This is a genomic window from Limnohabitans sp. 2KL-51, assembly GCF_003063645.1.
Lineage (GTDB): Bacteria > Pseudomonadota > Gammaproteobacteria > Burkholderiales > Burkholderiaceae_C > Limnohabitans_A.
Genome location: NZ_NESJ01000008.1, coordinates 87,885 through 110,296, shown reverse-complemented (window position 1 = coordinate 110,296; position 22,412 = coordinate 87,885). Strand labels below are relative to the sequence as shown.

Annotated in this window: 21 protein-coding genes and 1 pseudogene; 11 read left to right on the top strand and 11 right to left on the bottom strand. The window is 58.4% G+C overall.

Going from position 1 to position 22,412, the window contains the following annotated elements; genetic code table 11:
• Window position 1 precedes the first annotated feature (1 nt).
• Together B9Z49_RS10275 and B9Z49_RS10270 are read left to right on the top strand one after the other, a co-directional pair.
• Entirely contained in the window at window positions 2–907 is a 906-nt protein-coding gene (locus tag B9Z49_RS10275) for an SDR family NAD(P)-dependent oxidoreductase (RefSeq protein ID WP_108353342.1), read from the top strand.
• Between the two features lie 60 nt (window positions 908–967).
• A complete protein-coding gene (locus B9Z49_RS10270; protein WP_108353341.1) occupies window positions 968–2,344 on the top strand; it encodes a hypothetical protein in 1,377 nt (458 codons plus the stop codon).
• Between the two features lie 65 nt (window positions 2,345–2,409).
• Here the strand turns inward: B9Z49_RS10270 and B9Z49_RS21800 are convergent.
• From B9Z49_RS21800 to mltB, 6 genes and pseudogenes are all read right to left on the bottom strand, one after another.
• Window positions 2,410–2,589: pseudogene (locus B9Z49_RS21800) on the bottom strand (IS256 family transposase); the annotation flags it as partial.
• A 32-nt stretch (window positions 2,590–2,621) separates the two neighbouring features.
• Window positions 2,622–2,744, bottom strand: coding sequence for a hypothetical protein (locus B9Z49_RS22380; protein ID WP_255418890.1), 123 nt, complete (start codon window positions 2,742–2,744; stop codon window positions 2,622–2,624).
• Between the two features lie 166 nt (window positions 2,745–2,910).
• Window positions 2,911–3,480: a carbonic anhydrase gene (locus tag B9Z49_RS10265; RefSeq protein WP_108353439.1), complete on the bottom strand. Its 570-nt coding sequence runs from the start codon at window positions 3,478–3,480 to the stop codon at window positions 2,911–2,913.
• Window positions 3,481–3,833: 353 nt separating this feature from the next.
• Window positions 3,834–5,192: a M48 family metalloprotease gene (locus B9Z49_RS10260; RefSeq protein WP_108353340.1), complete on the bottom strand. Its 1,359-nt coding sequence runs from the start codon at window positions 5,190–5,192 to the stop codon at window positions 3,834–3,836.
• Window positions 5,193–5,435: 243 nt separating this feature from the next.
• Window positions 5,436–5,600: a TIGR02450 family Trp-rich protein gene (locus B9Z49_RS22375; RefSeq protein WP_255418889.1), complete on the bottom strand. Its 165-nt coding sequence runs from the start codon at window positions 5,598–5,600 to the stop codon at window positions 5,436–5,438.
• Between the two features lie 69 nt (window positions 5,601–5,669).
• Window positions 5,670–6,830, bottom strand: coding sequence for a lytic murein transglycosylase B (mltB, locus tag B9Z49_RS10250; RefSeq protein ID WP_369913520.1), 1,161 nt, complete (start codon window positions 6,828–6,830; stop codon window positions 5,670–5,672).
• Window positions 6,831–7,006: 176 nt separating this feature from the next.
• On the opposite strand from mltB, the gene B9Z49_RS10245 reads away from it, so the two are divergent.
• Genes B9Z49_RS10245 through B9Z49_RS10235 form a run of 3 tightly spaced genes read left to right on the top strand, consistent with a single transcriptional unit; the run spans window position 7,007 to window position 10,064 of the window.
• On the top strand, window positions 7,007–7,960 hold the full coding sequence (locus tag B9Z49_RS10245) for a histone deacetylase family protein (RefSeq protein WP_108353437.1): 954 nt from the start codon (window positions 7,007–7,009) through the stop codon (window positions 7,958–7,960).
• A gap of 26 nt (window positions 7,961–7,986) precedes the next feature.
• On the top strand, window positions 7,987–8,787 hold the full coding sequence (locus B9Z49_RS10240; RefSeq protein ID WP_108353436.1) for an enoyl-CoA hydratase: 801 nt from the start codon (window positions 7,987–7,989) through the stop codon (window positions 8,785–8,787).
• Window positions 8,775–10,064 carry a mechanosensitive ion channel family protein gene (locus B9Z49_RS10235; RefSeq protein ID WP_108353339.1) on the top strand — a complete coding sequence of 430 codons (1,290 nt, stop codon included), beginning with the start codon at window positions 8,775–8,777 and terminating at the stop codon, window positions 10,062–10,064. The genes B9Z49_RS10240 and B9Z49_RS10235 overlap by 13 nt, the downstream gene beginning before the upstream one ends.
• 15 nt (window positions 10,065–10,079) lie before the next feature.
• On the opposite strand, the gene B9Z49_RS10230 is transcribed toward B9Z49_RS10235, so the two are convergent.
• From B9Z49_RS10230 to B9Z49_RS10210, 5 genes are read right to left on the bottom strand one after another with little or no spacing between them, the layout of a single operon-like run.
• Window positions 10,080–10,958 (bottom strand): NAD(P)-dependent oxidoreductase, encoded by an 879-nt coding sequence (locus B9Z49_RS10230; protein WP_108353338.1) that lies wholly within the window; start codon window positions 10,956–10,958, stop codon window positions 10,080–10,082.
• A gap of 30 nt (window positions 10,959–10,988) precedes the next feature.
• Entirely contained in the window at window positions 10,989–12,284 is a 1,296-nt protein-coding gene (locus tag B9Z49_RS10225) for a TRAP transporter large permease (RefSeq protein ID WP_108353337.1), read from the bottom strand.
• Entirely contained in the window at window positions 12,281–12,778 is a 498-nt protein-coding gene (locus B9Z49_RS10220) for a TRAP transporter small permease (protein WP_108353336.1), read from the bottom strand. Before B9Z49_RS10220 ends, B9Z49_RS10225 begins: the two co-directional genes overlap by 4 nt.
• Window positions 12,775–13,491, bottom strand: coding sequence for an aldolase (locus B9Z49_RS10215; RefSeq protein ID WP_108353335.1), 717 nt, complete (start codon window positions 13,489–13,491; stop codon window positions 12,775–12,777). Before B9Z49_RS10215 ends, B9Z49_RS10220 begins: the two co-directional genes overlap by 4 nt.
• A gap of 12 nt (window positions 13,492–13,503) precedes the next feature.
• Window positions 13,504–14,535, bottom strand: a complete 1,032-nt coding sequence (locus tag B9Z49_RS10210; RefSeq protein WP_108353334.1) for a TRAP transporter substrate-binding protein — start codon at window positions 14,533–14,535, stop codon at window positions 13,504–13,506.
• Between the two features lie 146 nt (window positions 14,536–14,681).
• Here B9Z49_RS10210 and B9Z49_RS10205 point away from each other — a divergent pair, with 146 nt between their 5' ends.
• From B9Z49_RS10205 to B9Z49_RS10180, 6 genes are all read left to right on the top strand, one after another.
• A complete protein-coding gene (locus B9Z49_RS10205) occupies window positions 14,682–15,704 on the top strand; it encodes an NAD-dependent epimerase/dehydratase family protein (protein WP_158273475.1) in 1,023 nt (340 codons plus the stop codon).
• Window positions 15,705–15,734: 30 nt separating this feature from the next.
• Complete coding sequence (gene ilvD / locus B9Z49_RS10200; RefSeq protein ID WP_108353332.1) at window positions 15,735–17,456, top strand: dihydroxy-acid dehydratase; 1,722 nt, start codon at window positions 15,735–15,737, stop codon at window positions 17,454–17,456.
• Between the two features lie 168 nt (window positions 17,457–17,624).
• Window positions 17,625–18,380 carry an electron transfer flavoprotein subunit beta/FixA family protein gene (locus B9Z49_RS10195; RefSeq protein ID WP_108353435.1) on the top strand — a complete coding sequence of 252 codons (756 nt, stop codon included), beginning with the start codon at window positions 17,625–17,627 and terminating at the stop codon, window positions 18,378–18,380.
• Window positions 18,381–18,510: 130 nt separating this feature from the next.
• Entirely contained in the window at window positions 18,511–19,443 is a 933-nt protein-coding gene (locus B9Z49_RS10190; protein WP_108353434.1) for an electron transfer flavoprotein subunit alpha/FixB family protein, read from the top strand.
• Between the two features lie 75 nt (window positions 19,444–19,518).
• Window positions 19,519–21,309, top strand: a complete 1,791-nt coding sequence (locus tag B9Z49_RS10185; RefSeq protein ID WP_108353331.1) for an acyl-CoA dehydrogenase — start codon at window positions 19,519–19,521, stop codon at window positions 21,307–21,309.
• Between the two features lie 143 nt (window positions 21,310–21,452).
• Window positions 21,453–22,406 carry a nitronate monooxygenase family protein gene (locus B9Z49_RS10180; RefSeq protein WP_108353330.1) on the top strand — a complete coding sequence of 318 codons (954 nt, stop codon included), beginning with the start codon at window positions 21,453–21,455 and terminating at the stop codon, window positions 22,404–22,406.
• Window positions 22,407–22,412: the final 6 nt, after the last annotated feature.

Here is a 22,412-nt window from a genome sequence, read left to right as displayed (position 1 = left end):
CATGAGCATCGATTTCAAAGGCCGCGTGGCCATCGTCACGGGCGCCGGCGGCGGTTTGGGCAAGCAGCACGCGCTGGCGCTGGCCGCACGCGGGGCCAAGGTGCTCGTCAACGACCTGGGCGGCGATGTGCATGGTGTGGGCGGCTCGGTCTCTGCCGCGCAGGCGGTGGTCAATGAAATCCGCGCAGCGGGCGGCGAAGCCTTGGCCAATGGCGCATCGGTGACGGACTTTGAAGCCGTGAAGGCCATGGTTAACCAAGCGGTGGACGCCTGGGGCAGGGTGGACATTTTGGTCAACAACGCGGGTATCTTGCGCGACAAGAGCTTTGCGAAGATGGAATTGGCCGACTTCAAGCTGGTGATGGATGTGCACGTCATGGGGGCGGTGCACTGCAGCAAAGCCGTCTGGCCCCTCATGCAGGCACAAAACCATGGGCGCATCGTCATGACCACCTCGTCCAGCGGGCTCTATGGCAACTTTGGTCAAGCCAATTACGGCGCGGCCAAGATGGCGCTGGCGGGCCTGATGCAAACCCTGTCGATTGAGGGTGAAAAACACAACATCCGCGTCAACTGCCTGGCCCCCACTGCAGCCACTCGCATGACCGAAGGCCTGATGCCCGAAGCGGTGCTGCAAGCCCTGGACCCCAGCGCCGTGGTGCCCGCCATGCTGGTCATGGTCAGCGACGATGCCCCCAACCGCACCATCATTTGCGCAGGCGCAGGCAGCTTTGAGGTGGCGCACATCACGCTCACGCAAGGCGTGTACTTGGGCACCGGCCCCGACACCGCCGATCGCCTGGCCGAGGCCATGGCGCAGGTGACCGACCGCCAAGGCGAAATGGTGCCCCGTGCCGGTTCAGAGCAAGGGACGCTGGAAGTGGGCAAGGCCATGAAAGCGCATTGAATCTCAATGCCCCCCAACCCCGCGAGTCCAATATTCACCCACCCATATCCCTGCACAACAATGATCAAAACGCTCTTCGCCTGGGTACTTTATTTGGCGTCTGGCCTCTCACACGCCACCAACAACTACCAAGACTGGTGGTGGAATCCCACCCAAAGCGGCATGGGCCTGAACGTCGGCCAGCAAAACGACACCATCTTTGTGGCGTGGTTCAACTATGGTGACGACACCAAAGCCAGCTTTCTTACCATGGGGGGTGTCTTGAGTGGCAACACCCTGACGGGCACTTTGTTCCGCGGCACGGGCCCTGTGCCTGGACCCAACTACAACCCCGCGCTGGTCAAACAAACCGCTGTGGGCACGGCAACGCTCACTTTCAACTCCAACACCGATGCCACGCTCACCTACAGCTACGACAACAAAAGCGGGAGCATGGCGTTGCAACGGTTCAGCTTTGCCAGTCCCAATCTGAATCAGACCTGGAAGGCTATAGACAGCTTGGCCTTATCGGGCTGTGCCAATCCCAGTGTGAATGGTGAGCTGACGATAACCGCCATTCACAAAGGACAACAAGGAACAGGCTCCAACTTCACGATAACGACCTCACAACTGGACGGCAGCAATATGTGCGTGAGTTCTATGACGGGTCAGCCTGCTGGCTCCAGATTCAGCGCAACGGGGAAAATTGTTTGCGAGGATGGATTCAGTGCCAACGTCAATATTGATGACATGAACATCCAGTCGGATTATTTGAATTTGTCGTATACCTTCAGTGAGATGCAGGGCAACAGCAATTTGCGCTCTTGTGTACGCAAAGGCAACATGGCGGGCGTTGTCCAGAAAGTGGCCACACCAAGCTACGACTTTAAAACAGCCTTCCAAAATCGAATACTGACAGGCGGCAGCAAAACGTTCAATGCCACGGGCGATTGCAAAGGGACGTTTTCCATCTCGGACTCACCCGCGTTCAAAACCACCTGGAATGGACAGGCCGCCTACGCTGTCGGGACGACTGAAATTGTCAACATATCCAACTGCAGCTTGGGTTTTTCGGGCACTCAAACCAACATCACCTATTACGACATGAACTTTGTAGAGTTGGCAAAATCCCACTCTGATGGGTCCTACAGCGAATACGTCAAATCATCCCAGCCCACGTCACTCAAAGTGGGTGACACAGGAACCTTAGGCACATGGACGCACTGGAACAACACCAGCAAATCCGTCAAGTATGAGATTGATGTCCACAGCTATGTTGTTGAGTCCGACACAACAAATTCTGTGATTTTTAATCTGATCGACCGCACGTACGACAACAACAACCAATTGGAAATCACCAGCCAGCTTCGCTTCCGATTGAGTTCAACGGGCGTTTTGGAGTGGCACTCAGTAACCGTTGACTTCGTCAATAACCAGGGCCGCTTGGTTCTGCAGTGACCCCTCATTTTGGAGACAAGCCATGAAGCGAGGGTGTACAGAGTTTTGTGTAAACGGGGCTGCGATCAGTCCTTGGGTATCCTGCCTTTGTTCTGAATGGTCAGGGTTACTGCGGCTTTCCAAGCTCTGAGCGGCAGCATCCACTTCTTGTTGATGTTGTTCAGCGCCAAATAGAACAATTTCAGCAAGGCCTCATCGCTTTGGAATGAACACCGGCTCTTGGTCACCTTGCGCAGGCTCATGTTCTGTGCCCAGGCCTTGGAGCAATGGACCTAAATTACAAACATGTCAAGACTGTGAGCGAGCGTTTGTTGGCCAGCGCCATGGCGACCATGGACGAAGGGTCAAAAACGGCTATTTCGGTGATGCTGGTGGCCCACTCGGTGAAGACCTTCACCATGTGCTTTCTTCCCGTGCAATGATGGGCTGGTTTGATGCCCACTTGACGCCCCAAAATAGCGACATGTTTAAGAGCATTCAATCTTTGGACAGAACTGCCCACCCTCCTGTGGGAAGTGCAAATTTGAAGCATCAATGATGCTTCAAGCGGCAAATTTAAATTCTATTTAAGAAAAAGTCTCGACGGTTCCGTCGAGTGCCATTAATCCTAAATGTGTACCCATGGCGGGGAATTTTTCTTGCAACTGACGCTTGAACTCCAGTAGCGCCTCTTTATGTGTTGCTGCTTCAATAGCTGGTGTAGCCACTTTCGCATCACCATACGCAATTTTCGCAGCGCCGCAATCACGGTGATTGACGACAATCACTTTCTTAATATTGTGAAGTTGTATCGAAGCCCCCAAGTTTTCCCAGAAGGTTTTGCTCCATTCTTTGAAAGCCGGAGCGACTACACCAATCGATGCACCAGCAACAGTGAAAGCGCTGTATTTCCCGCTCAAACCATCGCTTGATTGTTTTTTATTGACAAGATCCTGAAACCTTGGATCGATACAAGACAAAACCATTGCCTCATAGTTGCCAGACGCAGCTTGTGCCCCGGTTGACATTAGACCCATCGAACTGAAGAGAACAGCACCGCCGGCTATGCGCATAAATTCGCGTCGCGAGTTCACATGAGGCATCATGTCGCTGCAGCACAGAGGTTTGTAGACGGAATAACTATTTTTTGATTTCATCATCAGCCTCAACGATTTTTAAATAGAGTTTCTGTTTCAATAAAAGTTAAGTTTAGCGTCAATTTAGTGGTGAAGCTGAGTGAAGCCATAAATCCAATGAAAAAAGTAGGGCAGCCTTGATTCGATCTTCTTATGAATTATGGAGCGGCCCAGCTCGACGTGCCGGTTCAGCACCAGCAAAATCGACCGGGCTGCACAGTGTGAGCTTGAGCACGCAGGCTGGCACCATCCTTTGGGTGGCCAACGCCTGCTGAATGTGCACCGCAGCCCGCGCGAGCGCTACATTGCGCGGCAGCTTGGTCTGGGCTTGGACCTGTGGCGAGACCAGGGCGCTGGGCGAGTGTTGGCGGCAATCATGGCTTCATTCCCCACTCTGCTAGGCGCTTCTTGGCGTATTTTGCAGCTGAATCATCAGCCTGGGATTTCAAATACTGTGCAAAGTATTTTCCCGCCGCTTGGCGTTGCCCAAGGCCTTCGTTGGCAATGCCTTTCAAAAAGGCTGTTCCAGCGTCACCAGGCAACAACCGATCAAACTGCTGAAGATCTGCCAACGCACCGGCGGGATCTTTCTGGGCCAAGCGCACGCTGGCTGTGAGCTTGACCGCCTGCGCTTCTTGCGGATAGATCTCGCGGGCCGTCTGTGCATACCGACGGGCTTGAGAAAGCTTTCCCATGGCGTGTTGGCATTGGGCCATGCGCAAATTGGCAGCGTAGTCGGTGGGTGCATGTCGCAGTGCGGCGGCGAACTGTCGCTCAGCCTCTGGTAGCTGCTTGCGAGACAGTGCGGTTTCGCCGTTCTGACAGGCCAGCACAGTAGGCTGAAGACGGCGCAAGCCGGCGGTGCTGTCCATGAAGCGCTCACGACCATGAGGCCGACTTAGGCTCGCGGCATACACGGTTTGCGCCAAGCGTGCAGCGGTGTCCCTGCGCTCTTGACTTAGCGGGTGCGAGGCGAACATGGTCTCCAAGATATTGGGCTTGCCTTTTTCAGTGGCCAGCAGCAATTCGTGGAGCTGCGTCATGCCTTGGGCGGGGTAACCAGCTGCCACCATGTAGTTCTGTCCCAGCGCATCGGCTTCGCGTTCATGACTACGGGAATATCGGGCCAGCAGAGCGCTGGCGCCGATCTGACCACCCAGGTCGATCAGGGGGCTCCATTTGGAGTCATTGAAGGCCACCGACAATCCAATCAATGCCGCAGAGGTGACCAATTCCTGGCCTTGGCTTTGTGCCGAGTGACGGGCATTGACGTGGCCCATTTCATGACCCAGCAAAGCGGCCAGCTGTGCCTCGTCCTGCATTTCAAGCATGATGCCTCGCGTCACGCCCATGGTGCCGGCGGGGAAGGTATAGGCATTCACGTAGTTGGCATTGAGAACGCGTGCCGAAAAGCTGACATCCTGTCGTTGGGCCTGCGGGCGCAGCCGCTGCAGTACATCGGCCACGTAGTTGTTCACTGCGGCGTCTTGAACAACGCCCAGATCGGCGGAAAACTGGTGCGGAGCGTGCTCTTTATCGACTGCACGTTCGTCGGCACGAGACATGCCGACAAGGATCTTTTTCCCGGTCACGGGCGAGGTGCTGCAGCCGCTGCTCAACCCGCCGAGTGTTGAGGTGGCAGCAAACAGCCACAGCGTATCGCGTCGGCTGAGTCGATTGCGCGCCAGCCGTCGGTCCAGTTGGTGCGGCGCAGCAGTGTCATCATGACTCATGGTTTTGCTCCAGCAAAATGTGTTGGCATCAGTCTCAACCAGCTTAGCAACAAATGGAAAGGGCTGTTTGTACCAAAAATGACAGACGATACAGAATGACTTTTGTTATCAGAAAAATTGGGGTCAAAAAATTGGGGTTAATTACGGATTTTTTCACAGTTGCACTTGAAGCGTGTTTGAGTCGCTTCTCAAAATGGAGTCCGCCATGGGCAGCTTGCTCTTGAGAACGCCAAAAGCCCTTTTTCAAACCCAGCCCTGCCGCCACACACTGTCATCTTGCAAGTCCCGCCAAGAAATGATTTGCGTGACTTTGGAAAACACAGCCTCAATCTCCACAAAAATCACGGAGTCGGTCGCCAGATCAGGTTGGATCGCTCGGCTGACCAAGAAATGCTTTTGTTTGACCACAGGCTAAACAGCAGTTCATTTGGTCAGTAGCAGTTTTTTAGGATTCAGGGGATTCATAGGTCAAAAACTTCAGCGTCTGTTCTGCATTTCGCGCGCCACTGCTTCGGCCAACTCAATCACCGCCATGGCGTAGTAGCTGCTCCAGTTGTAACGGGTGATGGCGTAGAAGTTTTCTGTGCCGGCCACGTAGCTGGGGGCATCGGGTCCATTGAGCAGTTCGATCAAGGCCAGTGGGCCGTTGTGTTGGAGCGCGGCCCCACTGAGTGCTGCGCCTTTGCCCACAAAGTTGGCCACGCTGAACGTTGGCAAGATGTCGGGGGCCAGCAGGCTGTCCATGTCGGTTTGACCGGGTGTCAGGCCGACCGGGTAGTGCGTGGGCATGCCGGGGCGCCAGTCAAAGGCTTTGAAGTAATTGGCCACTGAGCCAATGGCGTCCGTGGGGCTGCCAAACAGGTCGATGCGCCCGTCGCCATCAAAGTCCACGGCAAATTTGGCCCAGCTGGATGGCATGAATTGCGGCAGGCCCATGGCCCCGGCATAGCTGCCCCGGATGGCCAGAGGGTCGGCTCCGCTGCGCGAGGTGAGTAGCAAAAATTGCTCCAGCTCGCTTTGAAAAAAAGCCTGGCGTGAAACCGCCCGTGGGTGGGCACTGGGGAAGTGAAAAGTCAGCGTGGCCAGTGCGTCGAGGATGCGGAAGTTGCCGGTGTTTTGGCCGTAAAGTGTTTCCACCCCAATGATGCCGACGATCACCGATGCGGGCACGCCGTATTCACGCTCGGCCCGCTCCAAAGCGCTGCGGTGGTTTTGCCAAAAGCGTGCGCCGGCCTGGATGCGTGTGGGTTCGATGAAGCGGGCGCGGTATGCGGCCCAGTTTTTGGCGGTGGGGCTGCTGGGGGGCAAGACGAAACGTTCAACCGAAGGCAGACGTTTGGCTTGGCCCAGGGTGTTTTTGAGCCAGATGGGGTCTAGCTGCAAGCGTTGGGCCGCATCCTCAGCCCATGCTTGGGTTTGGACAGAGCTTTCGAGGGGAATGCCCGCGACGGCTGCTTTTTTGGCAGAGGGTGCGGATTTGGTTTTGGCCGTTTTGCTTGGACGGCGCTGCTGAGGCTGGGCTTTGGCGGGCGGGGGGCTGATGGCTTTTTGCCGCTTGGGGGCGTCTTGGGCAGGTTGTGCGCTGACGGGTGCAAGGGCCGTCAACGCGACGATCAGCAGGGCCAGACCCATGGGCATCCACCTGGGCCCAGGTTTGTGCGGGATCGGTTGGAGGCAGGTTTTGAACGCTTGCATTGCCGTGAGTTTAAACGCCGCTCGCGTGGGTCCGTGCTAAGCTGGAACTTGTAAAAAAACAGATCAATTCTTCAAAAACAACAGCCTTGTTGGCTGTGATGCATCGGGAAGACACATTCATGGGCGCGACAGGTTATTTCACCCACCCAGCTTGTTGGCATCATGAAATGGGTGCGGGTCACCCTGAGTGCCCGGAGCGCTTGGGGGCCATCGAAGACCGCTTGCTCATCAGTGGCGTGGACATGGCGCTGCAAAGGCGCGAGGCCACGCCTGCCTCTTTGGCCGACATTGAGCTGGCCCACGGCCGCATGCATGTGGCGGCTTTGCGTGGTTTGGGTGATGCCCTGCGCGAAGACATCGCCGCAGGCGGCCCCACGCACTCCAGCCTGGACCCCGACACGATGATCAATGTCCACACCTGGGATGCGGCTTTGGCCGCGGCGGGTGCCGCCCTGGATGCTACAGACGCCGTGCTGGCCGGAGAGCTTGAGAACGCCTTTTGTGCCGTGCGCCCACCGGGTCACCACGCTTGCCGAGACAAGGCCATGGGATTTTGCTTTTTTAACAACGTGGCCATCGCCGCCAAATATGCTCTGGAGCGCCATGGCCTCAAAAGGGTGGCGATTGTGGACTTTGACGTGCACCACGGCAACGGCACCGAGGACATCGTGGCGGGCGACGAGCGCATCTTGATGGTGAGTTTTTTTCAGCATCCGTTTTATCCGGAAGGTGGCTCGACATCTCAAGCCGCCAACTTGGTCAACTTACCTGTGCCCGCCTACACCCGGGGCATGGACATCCGCGAGTTGGTGGACATGCTGTGGATGCCGCGCCTGGAGGCGCACAAACCAGAGCTGATTTTCATCAGCGCGGGTTTTGATGCCCACCGCGAAGACGACTTGGGCCAGATGGGGTTGGTGGAGCAGGATTACGCGTGGCTCACCCAGCGCATTAAGGACGTGGCGCTGCGCCATGCCCAAGGGCGCATCGTCAGTTGCCTGGAAGGCGGTTACAACCTCAGTGCCTTGGGCCGCAGCGTGGAAGCGCATTTACGAGTGCTGGCCGACGTTTGAGCAACGGCTTTGGGCACAATGTTGGCATGACCGATTCAACTGCCTCCTCCTCGACCGACCTGCTGCTGCACGAGCGCGATGCGCGTGGTGTGCACCGGTTGACCCTCAACAGCCCCGTCAGCTTCAATGCTTTGAGTGAGGCCATGCTGGATGCCCTGCAGCAATCCCTGAATGCGATCGCGCAAGACGAGCAGGCCCGAGTGGTGGTGTTGGCTGCAGCAGGCAAGGCTTTTTGCGCGGGTCACAACCTCAAGGAAATGCGAGCCCAGCCCGAGCTGGCTTACTACCAACAACTCTTCGCCCAATGCAGCCGCATGATGATGGCGATTCAAAAGCTGCCGGTGCCCGTGGTCGCCCGCGTGCAAGGCTTGGCGACGGCGGCAGGTTGCCAGCTGGTGGCGCAATGCGATTTGGCCGTTTCGGCAGACAGCGCCACTTTTGGGGTGAACGGGATTGATGTGGGTTTGTTTTGCGCCACGCCCAGCGTGCCGCTGGTGCGCAACATGCACGCCAAGCAAGCCATGGAGATGCTGCTCACAGGGGGCTTCATCTCGGCCGCCGAGGCCCAAAGCCGGGGGCTGGTGAACCGTGTGTGTGCAGCGGCTGAGCTGGATGCGCAGGTCGATGAGCTGGTGAATGCCATCCTGTCCAAACCGCGTGAGGCGGTGCGGGTGGGCAAGGCCTTGTTCTACCAACAACGCGAGATGGGCATCGAGGCGGCTTACCAGCTGGCTGGGCAAACCATGGCCTGCAACATGGTGCACGACGTGGCGCAAGAGGGTGTGCAGGCGTTCATCGACAAAAGGGCACCTTCATGGCGGGCATGAGCAATATGGCGGTGGTCGATCCGATGGGTTTGGTCTATGCCCTGGCGCGGCCAGAGTCCTTGATGGCCTTGGGTGCTTTTGCGGTTTGTCTGGTGCTGGCCTGGCTGATGGTCTGGGGCGTGCGCCGGGTGTTCAGTGGTCAGGACATGGCCATTTTGCTGGGCCGCAAACTGATCGATGGGGTGCTGTTTCCGGTGCTGCTGCTCGGGCTGACGTTTGTGGCTCGCACGTTGCTGACTCTGCAGCAGCCTGCACCTTTGTTTGCGGTCTTGTTGCCAGTTTGCATATCGCTGGCGGTGATCCGTTTAGGCGTAAAGGTGCTGCAAGTGGCGTTTTCCAATGCGCCCTTTGTGCGGGTGCTGGAGCGCACGATTTCATGGTTTGCCTGGGGCGCGGTGGTGCTGTGGGTCACGGGCATTTTGCCGCTGGTGCTGAACGAACTGGACCAGATCGGCTGGAAAATCGGCGGCAGTGTGCTGTCGGTGCGCACCCTGATTGAAGGGGCGCTCACCGCTGGCGCGGTGTTGATCGTTGCGCTGTGGGTGTCGGCCGCCATCGAGGCGCGTTTGCTCAAGTCGGCCACGGGCAGTGATTTGTCTTTGCGCAAGGTCATCAGCAACACAGTGCGGGCCTTGCTCATGTTTGTTGGCTTGCTGCTGGCGCTGTCGTCGGTGGGCATTGACCTGACCGCCTTGTCGGTGCTTGGAGGTGCGGTGGGCGTGGGCATTGGTTTTGGCTTGCAAAAACTGGCTTCCAACTACGTCAGTGGCTTTGTGATCCTGGCCGAGCGCAGCATGCGCATCGGGGACATGGTGCTGGTGGATGGTTTTGAAGGCCGCATTGTGGACATCAAGGCGCGTTACACCGTGATTCGGGCTTTGAATGGCCGCGAATCCATCGTGCCCAATGAGTTTTTGATCATCAATCGGGTGGAGAACTTCACCCTAATGGACCCCAAGTTGTCCCAAACGACCCTCGTCTCTGTGGCTTATGACAGCGATGTGGACTTGGTTCGGCGACTCTTGATCGAGGCCTGCGAGAGCCAGGAGCGGGTGCTGAAAGACCCCGCACCCAATGCCTTTTTGAGCCAGTTTGGCGCGGATGGCCTGGAGTTCACCGTGAGTTATTGGATTGCCGACCCGGAAAACGGCCAATTGGCTTTGCGCTCGACCATCAATATGCTGATTCTGGCCGCGCTGCGCGCGCACAAGATCCAGATCCCGTACCCGCAACGGGTGATGCACATGGTGGGTAGCGCCAAGCCGGGCGAGGCTTGACAAGGCGCTCGCGGGTCAGAACGCCGAGCGTTGTTCTGGCCAGACCAGGCAGATCAAGGCCGACAGTTCTGCTTCGCCCAAGCCCGCAGCCTGGGCTGCGCGCAGTTGCTGCTGCACGGTGGCCATGACCGGCATGGGTGCGCCGCTGCTTTGCGCCACCTGCATCACGGTGTCCACATCTTTGAGCATGGTGGACAAAGCCCCAATCGAGGGTTGGCAGGGCGTGACCATGCGGGGCACAAAAACTTGCAGTGGTTTGGAATCTGCCCAACCGCCTTGCAGTGCTTTGGCCAGTTGTTTCAAATCGATGCCATTGCGGTGGGCCAGACCCACGGCTTCTGCAATCGCGGCCACCGTGCTCGCCACAATGGTTTGGTTGCAAAGTTTGGTGGCTTGGCCCGCACCGCTGTCGCCCATGTGGGTGATGTTGCTGGCATAGGCAGACATGGCCTGGCTGGCGCTCTCCAAGGGACTGGCGGGGCCGCCCACCATCACGGCCAGAGAGCCAGCCTGGACGCCTGCCACGCCGCCTGATACAGGTGCATCCAACCAGTCAGCCTGGGAAGCTGCGAGAAGACGTTGGCTCCAAGCGCGGGTCTGTTCTGGCGGGACACTGGAGTGGTCCACCAGCCATCGCAAATGGCGGGCATGGAGGATGCCCGCGGGCCCGAACACCACTTGTTCAACGGCCGATGTGTTCAACAGGCACATGAAAACGCCATCCACATCGCTGGCCGCTTGGGCTGGGGTGTCGCACCATTGGGCTCCCAACGCGATCAAGGCTTGGGCTTTGGCAGGGGTACGGTTCCAGACCTTAACCGTGTGCCCTGCTGCCAAGAGGCGTTTGACCATGGGCTCGCCCATCAAGCCCAGTCCGCAAAAAGCCAGTTTCATGGGTCAGCTTTCTTGGCAGCAGCCTGGGCGTCAGAGTTTCAGCGCTTGGGGCAGGAACAGGGCAATTTGCGGGAAGGCCACCAGCAACGCAAGCACCACGACCAAGGTATAGACAAAGGGCATGACGCCTTTGAAGATCGTGGCGGTGCTCAACTCGGGCAGCATGTTGCGCACCACGAACATGTTCATGCCTACTGGAGGGCTGATCAGGCCAATCATCACCACCAAAACGATGACGATGCCAAACCAAACAGGGTCAAAGCCCAGGCTGACCACCAAGGGGAAAAACACCGGAAGTGTCAGCAAAACCATGGACAACTCTTCCATGGCAGCCCCCAACACGATGTAGATGGCACAAATGGCGATCATCACGGCTACGGGGCTGATGTTGTGTGTGGAGACCAGGCTTTTCAGATCGGAAGGCAAGGTGGTGAAGTTCACGAAATTGGCAAAGACCAGTGCCCCTACCAGAATCATGAACAACATGCCCGTTGTGCGTGCACTCTCGATCAAGATGTCCAGGGTCACAGAAACGTTCAGCGATTTGCGCAGCAGGGCAATGATGAACGCCCCGAAAGCACCGATGCCCGCGCCTTCTGTGGTGGTGAAGACGCCGCCGTAAATGCCGCCCATCACGATCACAAACAGAACAGCGACTGCCCACACATCTTTCATGGCATCGAAGCGTTCTGCCCAGCCCGAGCGTTCGGCTGCAGGGCCAGATGATGGGTCACGCCAAGTGATGTATGAGATGGTCAGGCACATCATGAAAACAGCCAGCAAGCCGGGGACCATGCCCGCCGCAAACAGTTTGCCGATGCTGGTTTCTGTGACCAGGCCATAGATGACCAAGATGGTGGAAGGGGGAATCAAAATACCCAAGGTGCCCCCCGCCGCAATGGCACCGGCCGCCAACTGACCGGAGTAGCCATGGCCTTTCATGGAAGGGTAGGCCACCTTGGTCATGGTGGCTGCTGTTGCAATGGATGAGCCGCAAACACTGCCAAATCCAGCGCAGGCCATGACGGTGGCCATGGCAAGTCCGCCTCGGAAATGGCCGACAAGGGTGTAGGCCGCCCTGTAAAGCTCGCGGGACATGCCAGCACGAGTGACGAAGTTGCCCATCAAGATGAACAAGGGAACGACCGAGAGCGTGTACTCAAAACCTGCTTCATAGACCGTTGAGGTAACCGAGGCCAATGCCGGGTTGAGCCCCCTCATCCACCACAAACCGGCAAAGCCCACCAAGCCCATGGCAATCGCCAAAGGCACCCGGGCGAAGGCCAGGATCAACATGGCCAACAGGCCGATACTTGCTTCTGTCATGGTGTCAATTCTTTGGAGTCGAAGGCGGCCTGTTCGGCGTGCGGAATAAAAATGAGCACCAAGTGCATCAGGCCAGCAATCACGATCATGCCGCTCATGGTGTAAACCACGGGGGCCAGAGGCAGCAGCAGGACGTTGGTCGTGTCGCCATATTCAGCAACGCGCACAGCCCGCCTGAAGAGGATGTAGCCCACACCCGCCAAGGCGATAAAACAGATGACATCGGCCAATCGATTGAGAAATGTTTTGACCCCTTCGCTCATGAAGACATCAAAGGTGTCGATGACGATGTGCTCGCGACGGGCACTGACCAAGGGCAGGGCGCAGTAAATCAGCAAAGCCAGTCCAATCTCCGTGATTTCGAAGCCGCCTGCCAGCGGTTTGTTGAAAAAATACCGACCCACCACGTCGACTGCGGTGATGGTCATCATCAAGAAGAGCACGGCTGCGGCAAAGTAACCCAGGGTCCTTTGTAAAAGTTGAGCGAATCTCATCCCTTGTGTCCTTGTCTCAGGCGATTGGCGCGACGCGTCCACGCGTCGAAAGTGATGTTCATGATGCGGTCGGTGCGCAAGAAGTCTCTGGCGCGCCGAGCTTCTACGGGATCGATGGGTTGGACCCCTCCAAGCGTTGATGCGTTGATTTGGAGCTGTGCCATGCGCTCCATGAAGACGGCCAGAAAAGCGGCTTCTTGGATGCTGCGCCCGGCCGTCAGCAGGCCATGGTGGGCCAGCAGCATCGCATGGTGCGGGCCCAGTGCGGTGGCGATGATCTCCCCCTCTTTGTCGGCCGTGGGCAAGCCAGGCCATTCGGGCAAGAAGACCATGTCCTCAAACAAAGGGGTGGCGTCCATGTGGCCTACAACCAGAGGGCATTCGGCCGCAGCCAGTGCAGAGGCCGCAGGGGGGTGGGTGTGGACAATCGCGTTCACGTCTGGACGGCTTCGATACACCCATAAATGAAAGCGTGTAGCCGGGTTGGGCTCGCGGATGCCGTGAGCACCTTCCCCTTCGATCAAGCGCATTTGGTCGTCAATCAAAAGCCACGATGCAGGGGTGGCTTCGTCAAATGACAAACCCAGGGGAAGTGTCCAATAGGTGTTCGGGATGGGTCCCCGGGCGGTGATTTGCCCTGCCAACCCTGATTCATGCTTTTCGTCCGCAAGAATCAGGGCGCATTGGGTCAGAACTTGGCGGGGGTCAGTCATCCGAAGCTGAGCTTATTTGCCGTCGGCCACGCGCTTGAGTTCTTCACGGAACTCGGCCAGGACCTTGGCACCCTCCAGCCCTTTGGCATTGGCAGCCTGGATCCAGTTGTTGGCCAAGGGCTCTGTGCGGGTGCGCACTTCGGCAATGAAGGCCGGGCTGGCTTGCTGGATGTTCACACCCGCAGCGCGCAAGGCTTCCATGCCGCCTTTGTCCGCAGCATCCCAAGCTTGACCCGCCAAGCGGGCCAGGGCTTCACCCGATACGGAATTGATGGCGTCCTGGTCTTGCTTGGACAGCTTGTTCCACTTCTCTTCGTTCATGAAAAAGCCAAAGGCTGAAGAGTAAAAACCGCCAGGGAAGATGGTGGCGTGCTTGACGACTTTGTCCAAGTTAAAGGACTTGATGGATTCGGCCGGGAAAAACGTGCCGTCGGCCACGCCAGAGGCCAGAATTTCATAGGATTCAGGGGCGGGTTTGACCAGTGGGGAGGCGCCCAAGGCTTTGGCAGAAGCCTCAGAGATACCGCCGCCGCTGCGGATTTTCATGCCCGCGATGTCAGCGACCGAGTTGACTGGCTTTTTGACCAAAAACATTTGGCCAGGGCCGTGTGTGAAGACGCCCAGCAATTTCACGCCTTTGTATTCACCCGCTTTGTGCAGGTGTTTCCAATGGATGCGGCTGAAGGCCACTGAGTTGATTTCGGCGGTGCCACCCGAGCCAGGCAGCTCGGCCAGCAGAGGCAGGGGGTGGCGAGCGGGGGTGTAACTGGCGGTTACATAGGACACGTCCATCACGCCATCGCGCACGCCGTCAAAAGTACCTTGAGGCGCCACAGGGTGCTTGGCCAGCATTTGCATTTTCACGCGACCGTTGGTTGCTTTTTCAACCGCTGCAGCCCAACCACCCAACACATCACGCGTCAGGGGGTGGCTGGGCCCGACCCAGCTGGACATGGTCAGCACGGTTTGGGCGCTGGCCGTGTTGAAACCCATGGCCAGGGCCATGGCGCCTGTCAAAGCGAGGTGTTTGAATACTTTTCTCATGGGGAGTCTCCGTCAAAATGGTCAGACCTGGGATCAGGCGGTGGAAGAAAAGCAAAGTATATTGATTGAAATTTGTCAAAGCCGCCAAATCAGTCATGGTTTACCCGGGTCTGGCGATGACCAGTGACATAAATCCTATTCAAAGCATGAGCCATCCATTCGATCTGCCGCCAAACGCCCGTGTTTTGGTCACGGGCGCTGCTGGGTATGTTGGACAAGCCTTGGTCGAGGCTTTGGCATTGAACGCTCCAAGGTCGTGGCAATGGGTGTTGACCGATACCCAATCTGCTGAAGGAGCACGAACCGATGCCAACACGCGGTGGGTCGTTGGTGATTTGTCGGAGGCTTGGGTATGCGATGCGCTGTTCGAGCAACCTGTCCATGCGGTGGTGCATCTGGCCGGTTTGATGAGTGGGCGCACTGAGCAAAACGTGACGCTGGGGGAGCGCATCAACGTGCATGCCTGTCTGGATTTGCTGGCGCGGTGCCGTACCCAGTACCGTCAAGGTGGCCCTTTGGTGCGCTGGCTCATGACCAGCTCGATTGCGGTTTATGGAACGCCCCTGCCGCTTCGGATCGACGACCACACCCCCCAGCGGCCCAGTCTCAGCTACGGCACCCACAAGCGCATGCTGGAGTTGATGCTCGACGACATGAACCGCCGTGGCGACCTGGATGGCCGCGCCGTGCGCTTGTCCGGCGTGGTGCTGCGCCCCGTCTTGCCTAACGGAGCCTTGTCGGGTTTTAACAGCGACCTGATTCGTGAGCCCTTGTTGGGGCGCGACTATTTGTGTCCTGTATCTCCTGATGCCCGTCTGTGGCTCTTAAGTTTGCCTGCAGCGCTGGCGCACCTCATGCGCATGCTGGGTCTGGACCATGCCACATGGTCCCAAGTCATGGGCCCAGCCGGAACCTGTGCATTGAATGCGCCGGCCTGGCCTGTGACTGTGCATGAGGTGCTCCAGGCGATGGCCCAAATTGATCCGCAAGCACCGCAACGTGTTCAGTTTGCCCCCCAGCCAGAGATCGAGGCCCAGTTTGGCGCATGGCCGCTGGACGTGTCTTTTGCGCTGGCCCGGCAGCTGGCACTGACGGACGAACGCCAGACTTTCAAGCATGATTTGACTGCATTTGTGCGCCAGTTGGCACAACCCATCTTGAGCCCTTGAACATTCACCAGCATCACCGGAAAAATTGGCATGACCACACCCACACCCAAACGCACTTTCACGCCCCCTGAAAAACTCACCTCCGCGCGCATCGTTGAGGGGATGGACCGCACGCCCCACCGAGCCTTTTTGCGCGCCGTAGGCATGTCGGATGAAGACTTTGGCAAACCCATGGTGGGCATTGTCAGCCAGCATGGCGAGAACACACCCTGCTCGATGTCTTTGGGGCCGCAGGCCGATGCGGCACGCCTGGGCGTGGCGGCAGGGCAGGGCATTTCAGTGCCGTTCACCACCATTTCCGTCTCGGACGGTGTGTCCATGAACCACGCGGGCATGCGCATGAGCCTGGTGTCCAGGGAGATCATCGCCGACTCCATCGAAGCGGTGATCACGGCCCATGCTTACGACGGCTTGCTGGGTTTTGCCGGCTGCGACAAAACCCTGCCTGGCGTGATGATGGCCATGGCCAGGCTCAATTGCCCCAGTGTGTTTGTGTATGGCGGCGCCATGTTACCTGGGCAATGGCGCGGTAAAGATGTGACCATCCTCACCGCTTATGAAGGGGTGGGCTCGGTGCTGGCGGGTCAGATGAGCGAGCAAGACCTGCACGAACTCGAACGCGCTTGCTCGCCCACGGTGGGTTCATGTCCTGGCCAGTTCACGGCCAACACCATGGCCATGGTGGCCGAAACCCTGGGTCTGGCTTTGCCCGGTTCGGCCATGATGCCTGCGGTGTACAGCGAGCGACTGGCTCTGGCGCGTGCTGCAGGGCGGCGCATCACTGAGATCATTCGGGAAGGTGGTCCCTTGCCGCGCGACCTGATTACCCGCAAGTCCCTTGAAAACGCTTGCGCTGCGGTGGCCGCCACGGGGGGGTCCACCAATGCGGGCCTGCATTTGCCGGCAATCGCACACGAAGTCGGCATTTCTTTCACTTTGGACGATGTGGCGGCCGTCTTCGCCCGAACCCCCTTGATTGCCGATCTGCAACCTGGGGGGCGGTTTTTGGCGGTCGATTTGCACCGCGTGGGCGGGGTCCGCTCGGTCTTGAAGTCTTTGCTGGAAGGCGGACACTTGCATGGCGATGCCCTGACCTTGTCAGGACGCACTTTGACCGAGGATTTGGCCGATGTCCCTTTGCCGGACGGACAAGTGGTACGGCAGGTGGCGCAGGCCATCAGCCCCACGGGCGGTGTGGTGGTGCTCAAAGGCAATCTGGCACCCGAAGGCGCATTGATCAAAGTGGCTGGCTTGAAGTCTTTGGTGTTTGAAGGCCCGGCGCGCGTCTTTGAGAACGAGGAGGAATGCTTCGAGGCGGTTACGCAACAAACTTATGCGGCAGGAGACGTGCTGGTGATTCGCAACGAAGGCCCCAAAGGTGGCCCGGGCATGCGGGAGATGTTGGGCGTGACAGCGCTGGTCTACGGGCAGGGCATGGGCGAAAAAGTGGCCCTCTTAACCGATGGCCGATTTTCCGGTGCGACCCGAGGCATGATGGTGGGCTATATCGGGCCAGAAGCGGCGGACAATGGTCCGATTGCCTGGCTTGAAGATGGGGACCGTATCCGGCTCGATGCCAATGTGGGCACGCTTGATGTGCTGTTGAGTCCGGAGGTTTTGGCTGAGCGTGCACAGGCCGCTGCGGTTCGGCCAAGACCACGGTTGTCGGGCGTTCTTGAAAAATATGCCAAGCTGGTGTCGGCAGCCCGTTTGGGGGCGGTGACGCACAGCGGTCCGGATCCGGTGAATTGATTTTTCAAGTGTGATTTGAAATTTCGTTTTAAAATACGAACGGTCGTGCTTTTTTAGGTTGTGTGTGGTACCCGTTTAACGGTTTTGATGCACAATTGACGTTTACGTAACGTCAACGACATCCGGCGTTCAAGGTGCTTGGGTTTTGAGATCAATGGAGAAGCTTTCATGAAAATTCTGGTTCCCGTCAAACGGGTGGTGGACTACAACGTCAAGGTCCGTGTCAAGTCCGATGGTTCAGGCGTGGACATTGCCAACGTCAAGATGAGCATGAACCCCTTTGACGAAATCGCCGTCGAAGAAGCCGTGCGCCTCAAAGAAAAAGGCTTTGCGACCGAAGTCATCGCCGTGTCTTGCGGTGTGGTTCAGTGCCAGGAAACCTTGCGCACCGCGATGGCCATTGGCGCCGATCGCGGCATTCTGGTCGAGACCCCCGCTGACATGGACCTGCAGCCCTTGGCCGTGGCCAAACTGCTCAAGGCCTTGGTCGACAAAGAGCAACCCGGCCTGATTATCTTGGGCAAGCAAGCCATTGACGACGACTGCAACCAGACCGGCCAGATGCTGGCGGCGTTGGCTGATTTGCCCCAAGCGACATTTGCTTCCAAAGTGGAAATCGTGGATGGCAAAGCTCAAGTGACCCGCGAGATCGACGGTGGCCTGGAAGTGCTGAGCATCAGCCTGCCTGCTGTGATCACCACCGACCTGCGCCTGAACGAGCCGCGTTATGTGACGCTGCCCAACATCATGAAGGCCAAGAAAAAGCAGCTCGACCACTACAAGCCGGAAGACTTGGGCGTCGATGTGGCCCCCCGCATCAAGACCCTGAAAGTGACCGAGCCCGCCAAGCGCAGCGCTGGCATCAAGGTGCCCGATGTGGCGACCTTGGTGGACAAGCTCAAAAACGTGGCCAAAGTCATCTGAACAACTTCCCTGTAGGAGCCCACCCCGTGGGCGATGGTGTGTTGAGCGATACAGCTTGAATCAAGCCAAACGGCCGAACCCCCCATCGCCCACAGGGGTGAGCTCCTACAAAAAAACCAAAGGACAAATCATGACCGCACTTGTTATTGCCGAACACGACAACGCCTCGATCAAGGGCGCCACCCTGAACACCGTCACGGCCGCCGCAGCATGCGGTGGTGACGTGCATGTGCTGGTGGCTGGCCACAACGCCGCTGCCGCTGCCGCCGCTGCTGCCCAAATCGCGGGCGTGGCCAAAGTCATTCACGCTGACAGCGAAGCCTTGGCCCACAACCTGGCCGAAAACGTCGCAGCCCAGGTGCTGGCCATCGCCAGCAACTACAGCCACATCTTGTTCCCAGCCACAGCCGCGGGTAAAAACGTGGCCCCTCGCGTGGCGGCCAAGCTCGATGTCGCGCAGATCAGCGACGTGACCCAAGTCATTTCGGCAGACACCTTCGAACGCCCGATCTACGCGGGCAACGCCATCGCCACGGTGCAAAGCCAGGACGCCACCAAAGTCATCACCGTGCGCACCACCGGCTTTGACGCCGCAGCCGCCACAGGTGGCAGCGCCGCGGTGGAAAGCGCAGCGGCCCAAGCCGACAGCGGCATGAGCAGCTTCACGCGCAGCGAGATCGCTAAGAACGACCGCCCCGAGCTGACTGCCGCCAAGATCATCGTCTCCGGTGGCCGCGCTTTGGGCAGCGCCGAGAAGTTCAACGAAGTGATGACGCCCCTGGCCGACAAGTTGGGCGCCGCCATCGGTGCCAGCCGCGCTGCGGTGGACGCTGGCTATGCTGCCAATGACCTGCAAGTGGGCCAGACCGGCAAGATAGTGGCGCCCCAGCTGTATGTCGCTTGCGGCATCTCGGGCGCGATCCAACACTTGGCCGGCATGAAGGATTCCAAGGTGATCGTCGCGATCAACAAGGACCCTGAAGCGCCCATTTTCAGCGTGGCCGACTTTGGCCTGGAAGCCGATTTGTTCGCGGCTGTGCCTGAGTTGACGCAGGCCCTTTGATTCATCCGCACCTTACAAAAGGCATCGTTCGCGGTGCCTTTTTTGTACCCATTCAAATACATACCGGAGACTTTCATGAGCTACATCGCCCCCTTGAAGGACATGCTTTTCAACATCGAGCATCTGGCCCGCATCGACCAGATTGCGCAAATCCCCGGCTTTGAAGACGCTGGTTTGGAAACCGCCCAAGCGGTGCTTGAAGAATGCGCCAAGCTCAATCAGGACGTGATCTCCCCTTTGAACTGGGAAGGCGACAAGAACCCGTCCTTCCACAACGGCAGCGGTGTGACCACCACGCCCGGCTTCAAAGAGGCCTATCAGCAATACGCAGAAGGCGGTTGGCAAGGCCTGCAGCACCCGGCCGACTTTGGTGGCCAGGGCCTGCCCAAAACCATTGGCGCCGCTTGCGGTGAAATGCTCAACTCGGCCAACATGGCGTTTGCGCTGTGCCCCTTGCTCACCGATGGCGCGATCGAAGCCTTGCTGACCGCCGGTTCCGATGAACTCAAAGCCACTTACCTGGAAAAGCTCATCTCGGGTCAGTGGACCGGCACCATGAACCTGACCGAGCCGCAAGCCGGCTCAGACTTGGCTGCCGTGCGCACACGCGCCGAACCCCAGCCCGATGGCACGTTCAAAATCTTCGGCACCAAGATTTACATCACCTATGGTGAGCACGACATGGCCGAGAACATCGTGCACCTGGTGCTGGCCCGCGTGGTGGGCGCACCCGAAGGCGTCAAAGGCATCAGCCTGTTTGTGGTGCCCAAGTTTCTTGTCAAGGGCGACGGCTCTTTGGGCACGCGCAACGATGTGCATTGCGTGAGCATCGAGCACAAGTTGGGCATCAAAGCCAGCCCCACGGCAGTACTGCAGTTTGGCGATAACGGCGGCGGCGTCGGATTTCTCGTGGGTCAGGAAAACCGTGGGCTCGAGTACATGTTCATCATGATGAACGCCGCCCGCTACGCGGTAGGTGTGCAGGGCATCGCGATTGCCGAGCGTGCGTACCAAAAGGCCGTGCAATACGCCCGCGACCGCGTGCAAAGCCGCCCGGTCGATGGCAGCTTGCCCGCTGCTGGCCCGATCATTCACCACCCCGATGTGCGCCGCATGCTGATGACCATGCGCGCCTACACCGAAGGCTGCCGCGCCATGGCTGCCACGGCCGCTGCGGCCTATGACGCCTCGCACCACCACCTCGATGCCGAGGTGCGCAAACAAAATCTGGCGTTCTACGAATTCATGGTGCCGCTGGTCAAGGGCTACAGCACCGAGATGAGCCTGGAAGTCACCAGCCTGGGCGTGCAGGTGCATGGCGGCATGGGCTTCATTGAGGAAACCGGTGCAGCGCAGTACTATCGCGACGCCAAAATTTTGACGATTTACGAAGGCACGACCGCCATCCAAGCCAACGACCTGGTGGGCCGCAAGACGGCGCGCGACGGTGGCCAAACCGCCAAGGCTTTGGCTGCGCAAGTGGCCCAGACAGAAAGCGAATTGGTCGCATCGGGCAACGCCGACGCGCAGGCCGTGGCCCGTCGCCTCAAAGCCGCCCGCGAAGCCTTTGTGGACGTGGTCGAGTTTGTGGCGGGCAACACCAAAGCCCACCCCAATGACGTGTTTGCAGGCAGCGTGCCTTACCTGATGCTGGCCGGTAATCTGATGGCGGGCTGGCAAATGGGCCGCGCGCTGTTGGTTGCGTTGACGCCTGAAGCCCGTGCACAAGACGCCGCTTTCATGGCAGCCAAAGTCACCACGGCCCGCTTTTACGCCGACCACATCCTGTCCAAAGCCCCCGGCATCCGCGACAGCATCGTCGAAGGTGCAGGCAGCGTGACAGCGATGGCGCTCGACGCGTTCTGATCAGTGGGTAAGTGCCGCTCGGTTGGCGAGTGCCGTTCTTTGTTATGCCGGACTTGATCCCGCATCCATTTCCTGTCTCCGCGCCGACACCTTTTGATGCGTTTGTTATCTCACAATAGACCGATATTTTTTCAGGAGTCTTCATGTCCAAGCTGCCCCCCATTCTGGCCAACCTGCCTTTCCCCGCCATCGCATCGCCCTTGTTCATCATCAGCAACCCCAAGCTGGTGATTGAGCAATGCAAGGCCGGCATTTTGGGCTCTATGCCCGCTTTGAATGCCCGCCCCGCCGCGCAACTGGAAGAGTGGCTGATTGAAATCACCGAGACCCTGGCCGCCTACAACAAGGCCAACCCTGACAAGCCCGCAGCCCCATTCGCCATCAACCAGATCGTGCACAAGAGCAACGACCGCCTCGAACACGACATGGCCATGTGCGTCAAATACAAGGTTCCGATCATCATCACCTCGTTGGGCGCGCGCGAAGAAATCAATGAGGCCGCCCACAGTTACGGCGGCGTGGTGCTGCACGACATCATCAACAATAAGCACGCGCACAAAGCGATCGAAAAAGGCGCAGACGGCCTGATCGCCGTGGCCGCGGGTGCGGGAGGCCATGCGGGCGTGAAAAGCCCGTTTGCCTTGATTCAGGAAATCCGTCAGTGGTTCGACGGCCCGGTGGCTTTGTCCGGCTCTATTGCCACGGGCGACGCGATTTTGGCGGCGCAAGCCATGGGTGCGGATTTTGCCTACATCGGCTCGGCGTTCATCGCGACCCTTGAAGCGCGTGCCACCGATGACTACAAACAAGCCATTGTGGACTGCGACTCTGACGACATCGTCTTGAGCAATCTGTTCACGGGCGTGCATGGCAATTACCTGGCTCCGTCCATCCGCGCAGCGGGCTTGGACCCCGAGAACCTGCCCGAGTCCGACCCCAGCAAGATGAACTTTGGCGGTGACGCCAAAAAAGCCTGGAAAGACATCTGGGGCTGCGGCCAGGGCATTGGTGCGATCCAGGCGGTTCAAAGCACAGCCGGTTTGGTGGCCCAACTCAAGGCGCAATACCAAGCGGCCCGTAACCGTTTGGCCCTGTGATGGCGT

Bases quoted from the DNA above. Each gene is read 5' to 3' on its own strand.
- B9Z49_RS10275 (WP_108353342.1), top strand. From the start codon at position 2: ATGAGCATCGATTTCAAAGGCCGCGTGGCCATCGTCACGGGCGCCGGC.
- B9Z49_RS10270 (WP_108353341.1), top strand. From the start codon at position 968: ATGATCAAAACGCTCTTCGCCTGGGTACTTTATTTGGCGTCTGGCCTC.
- B9Z49_RS22380 (WP_255418890.1), bottom strand. From the start codon at position 2,744: ATGGTGAAGGTCTTCACCGAGTGGGCCACCAGCATCACCGAAATAGCC.
- B9Z49_RS10265 (WP_108353439.1), bottom strand. From the start codon at position 3,480: ATGAAATCAAAAAATAGTTATTCCGTCTACAAACCTCTGTGCTGCAGC.
- B9Z49_RS10260 (WP_108353340.1), bottom strand. From the start codon at position 5,192: ATGAGTCATGATGACACTGCTGCGCCGCACCAACTGGACCGACGGCTG.
- mltB (WP_369913520.1), bottom strand. From the start codon at position 6,830: ATGCCCATGGGTCTGGCCCTGCTGATCGTCGCGTTGACGGCCCTTGCA.
- B9Z49_RS10245 (WP_108353437.1), top strand. From the start codon at position 7,007: ATGGGCGCGACAGGTTATTTCACCCACCCAGCTTGTTGGCATCATGAA.
- B9Z49_RS10240 (WP_108353436.1), top strand. From the start codon at position 7,987: ATGACCGATTCAACTGCCTCCTCCTCGACCGACCTGCTGCTGCACGAG.
- B9Z49_RS10235 (WP_108353339.1), top strand. From the start codon at position 8,775: ATGGCGGGCATGAGCAATATGGCGGTGGTCGATCCGATGGGTTTGGTC.
- B9Z49_RS10230 (WP_108353338.1), bottom strand. From the start codon at position 10,958: ATGAAACTGGCTTTTTGCGGACTGGGCTTGATGGGCGAGCCCATGGTC.
- B9Z49_RS10225 (WP_108353337.1), bottom strand. From the start codon at position 12,284: ATGACAGAAGCAAGTATCGGCCTGTTGGCCATGTTGATCCTGGCCTTC.
- B9Z49_RS10220 (WP_108353336.1), bottom strand. From the start codon at position 12,778: ATGAGATTCGCTCAACTTTTACAAAGGACCCTGGGTTACTTTGCCGCA.
- B9Z49_RS10215 (WP_108353335.1), bottom strand. From the start codon at position 13,491: ATGACTGACCCCCGCCAAGTTCTGACCCAATGCGCCCTGATTCTTGCG.
- B9Z49_RS10210 (WP_108353334.1), bottom strand. From the start codon at position 14,535: ATGAGAAAAGTATTCAAACACCTCGCTTTGACAGGCGCCATGGCCCTG.
- B9Z49_RS10205 (WP_158273475.1), top strand. From the start codon at position 14,682: ATGAGCCATCCATTCGATCTGCCGCCAAACGCCCGTGTTTTGGTCACG.
- ilvD (WP_108353332.1), top strand. From the start codon at position 15,735: ATGACCACACCCACACCCAAACGCACTTTCACGCCCCCTGAAAAACTC.
- B9Z49_RS10195 (WP_108353435.1), top strand. From the start codon at position 17,625: ATGAAAATTCTGGTTCCCGTCAAACGGGTGGTGGACTACAACGTCAAG.
- B9Z49_RS10190 (WP_108353434.1), top strand. From the start codon at position 18,511: ATGACCGCACTTGTTATTGCCGAACACGACAACGCCTCGATCAAGGGC.
- B9Z49_RS10185 (WP_108353331.1), top strand. From the start codon at position 19,519: ATGAGCTACATCGCCCCCTTGAAGGACATGCTTTTCAACATCGAGCAT.
- B9Z49_RS10180 (WP_108353330.1), top strand. From the start codon at position 21,453: ATGTCCAAGCTGCCCCCCATTCTGGCCAACCTGCCTTTCCCCGCCATC.